Annotated in this window: 2 protein-coding genes and 1 pseudogene; 1 reads left to right on the forward strand and 2 read right to left on the reverse strand. The window is 56.2% G+C overall.

Annotated elements, in window-relative coordinates; all coding sequences use genetic code 11:
- On the reverse strand, positions 1 to 435 hold a 435-nt coding region (locus H6973_20715; protein MCP5127938.1), incomplete at its 3' end, for a ParB/RepB/Spo0J family partition protein.
- A gap of 166 nt (positions 436 to 601) precedes the next feature.
- Between H6973_20715 and H6973_20720 the strand changes: the two are divergent.
- Positions 602 to 2,095: pseudogene (locus H6973_20720) on the forward strand (IS66 family transposase).
- Positions 2,096 to 2,420: 325 nt separating this feature from the next.
- On the opposite strand, the gene rsgA reads toward H6973_20720, so the two are convergent.
- Positions 2,421 to 3,453 (reverse strand): ribosome small subunit-dependent GTPase A (rsgA, locus tag H6973_20725; protein MCP5127939.1); only part of this gene is annotated, 1,033 nt, incomplete at its 5' end.

The following is a 3,453-nucleotide window of genomic DNA, read 5'->3' on the forward strand; positions in this document are numbered from 1 at the left end:
GCGCTGCGCGAATTGGGCTTCCTCGGCCACCGACAGATTGATCCGTAGGGCCGGATTGTTCTCCAGTTCGACCAGGATCAGGGCTTGGCGCGCATCGGCGACGCGGACGGTGACGGGAATACAGGGCAAACCGGCGGTGTGGGCCGCCCGCAGCCGGCGCTCGCCCGCGATCAGCCAAAAGCGCGGACGGGCCGGATCGTAGTTCTCCTGCGGTCGGACCCAAATCGCTTGCAGGATGCCTTGAACATTCACTGATTCGACCAGGGCGGCGAACTCGCCGTCCTCGAAAAAGGTGCGTGGGTTGAAACCGGGTTGGACGTCGATCCAATCCAGCGGCAGGTAAGCGAGTTGTCCGTCCACCGGCGCGAACGGCGCGGCGGCGGAAGTCACGGTGGCGCGAACGACCGGGGATGGATCGGGTACGGTGGCATTCATGGGAGGCTCCGGGTGGGTTGGACCCTTTGAGCGTCCCATGAGGGGCTGATCCGGCAAGCGCTGGGCGGCGGCGAGCCCCTTCTCCATGCAGGCCATGGTGAGCTGCGCCGTTTCGGGGGTCTCCACCCGACCCGGTCTGCAAGTGGGTGGGTCTGAGCGGTGGCGCCTGCGCCAGATCGACGATGCCTACCTCCGATCCTTGGAGCCGGAGGCGTTATGCGCTCTGTCGCTGCGATTACTCACGGATCTCAAGGAGGCTCGGGACCGCTTGCACCAAGGGCCGGAGAACAGCTCGCGTCCGCCGAGTAGTCGCGTCCCGTGGGAGCAGACGAGTGGTGGGCAGGTATCGGATGAAGACGCCGAGGACGACGAACTCAAGCCAGAGCTAGCGGAAGTGGCGAAGGTCCAACCGGCGGAGGTCCAACCGGCCCGTAAAGCCGGCAAACAACCCGGTGCTCCGGGGATGGGCCGCACCCAAGTGTGGGGAGCAGGCGCATTACCCGGCGGTCTGCGCGGGCTGTGGCCAAACCCTGGTTCCGGCAGGCGCGATCGCCTACACCGGCTTTCAATCGGTCGACCTGCACTGGGGCAATCCGGTCGCACCGGGTCTGACCTTGCGGGTGGTGGATCATCGCTATTACGAGGCGTCCTGCGCCTGTGGGCATCACACCCGTGCCCGGGCCGGTCAAGGGCGGTCGATCCGTTACTGGCGAGTATAACACTTGGGGAATGGCGGCTCGTGGGTCCTGGACTGGCCGCGCTGATGGTGGCGCTGGCCTTCCGGTTTCGGCTGTCGCGGGCACGAATTCAGGAATTCCTCGCGCAGTGGTTAGGCCTGAAACTGAGCATCGGCACGCTGCATCAGACGATCCATGAAGCGAGTGCGGCCATCGCGCCCGCCGAAGCGGAGCTCGTCCAGGCCCTGCTGGACAGCGCTTTGCTGCATGCGGATGAAACGCCCTGGCCGGAACACGGTGAAACCTTCTGGTTGTGGGTGTTCCGGGCGCTCACCGTGACGCTGTACTACGTGGCCGGGCGCGGTAAGGAACTCCTCGATAACGTGTTGGAAGGCTTCCACGGCTGGCTGATGAGCGATGGTTGGGGCGCCTACCGCCACTATCCACGCCGGTTGCGGTGTTGGGCGCACCTCATTCGTAAGGCGCGGGGACTGGCCCAAAGCAGCGATCAGACGGCTCGGGCTTTTGGTCGGCGAGTGTTGAACACCTTGGAAGTGTTACTGGCGGCCGTGTATGCCGCCCGAGAAGGCCCACTCCCCGTCGATCTGCCCGGACAACACGCGGCCGCCTTGGCGACATTGCGAACCGCTTGCGAGCAACACCGTGGGAGTGATCACGGCAAAACTCACGCCTTGGCGGTGGAGTTACTCCACGATTGGGAGGCCATCTTCCAGGTGTTGCAACACCCGGCACTGCCGCTGACGAACAATGACGCCGAGCGCGCCTTGCGGCACTGGGTCATCCTGCGCAAGCTCAGTCTGGGAACCCGCACCGAGGTGGGTTCGCGAGTCATGGCGCTCCTTGCGAGCGTCATCGATACCTGTCGTCAGCGGGGTCAATCCCCTTGGCGCTATCTCGAACGGGCGATCGCTGACCGCCGCGCCGGCCAGCCCCTCGCTCCTCTACCCCAGCAAGGGGAGTGAACGACTACGCGCAGGCTATGATCATTCAGGTGCATGGAGGCATAAAATCAGTCTGAGCACACGATTCTCAGTGTTCCATGCTTCCTCATCAAAAGGAAGTCAAGGGCAGGGGGTGTGAACGACTACAACCAGGCATAAACCTGATGGGCAATGGGAACGGCAATCGCGACGATAAGCCAGCAGCCGGTGGGAAGGCCGAGGAATTGACCGGCAAGAACATTATTACTATCATAAATAGCAGTGACTGAGTTCGTTCGCCAGACCCTATTATCCTATCATGTGTGGATAGCAGCGCTTTTGTGAGTCGAGTGGATATGGTAGTGTATTACCTTTGTTTGTTCTTTAGAATTGATTTAACCAGCTTACCAAAGTCCTTGTCTTTTTTTCTCTTCTCTGAATAAGACATTTCATAAAATTCAGCTTCTCTTCTCATCTTCAGGTAATTCTGATAACGCTTCTCAGACAGATCGCCTACCTCTATGGCGGCTAATATCGCACAGCCCCGCTCATTGGTATGAGAACAATTACCAAATTTACAGCTATGGGAAATCTCAATGATTTCCGAGAACGTTTCATCTAAACCATCATCTGCGGATATATTACCAAGCTCTCTCATTCCCGGAGTATCGATGATCATTGCTCCATTTTCTAACCGAACTAATTGACGGCTCGTGGTAGTATGTCGGCCTTTGCTTTGTGTCTTACTGACTGACCGCGTTGCAAATTTTTCATTGCCTATGAGGTTGTTTAGCAAAGTAGTCTTCCCAACACCAGAAGAGCCCAGCAGACAATAGCTATGGCCTTTTTTTAACAATTTGCTTATTGAATCATTGTTCTCTCGATTCAAATTACTAAACTCTAGAACAATAGATTGAGGAGTAATAGCCAGAACACTTTGCTTAATCTCTTCAATTTCTTCTTTAGAAATCAGATCACATTTGCTAAGCAGAATAACGGGTTTGATACCACTTTCGTTGACCATCACCAAATATCGCTCCAGTCTGCTTAGATTAAAATTTTCATTCAAAGACTGGATAATGAAGGCAACATCAATATTTGCAGCTATCAACTGGAAGTCAACTAATCTTCCGGCTGTTTTTCTCTTTAGATGAGTTTTTCGTGGTAAAACACCATGGATTATGGCGTGGGTATCCTCATCGTGGAAGTCTGCATATACCCAGTCGCCCGTGGTAGGAAGGTCACTAGCAGAGTCTGTACTATATAGAAGATTTCCTGATAATTCTGCAAATACCTCCTCCTTACCTCTAGTGACTGTATAACTTTTTTTATGCACAGAAACTACCCGCGCTAGCCCATGAGCCGCGATTTTTTCATCATCCGCTCGACGCTTGAACCAG

It is taken from the genome of Gammaproteobacteria bacterium (genome assembly GCA_024235095.1).
Lineage (GTDB): Bacteria > Pseudomonadota > Gammaproteobacteria > Competibacterales > Competibacteraceae > UBA2383.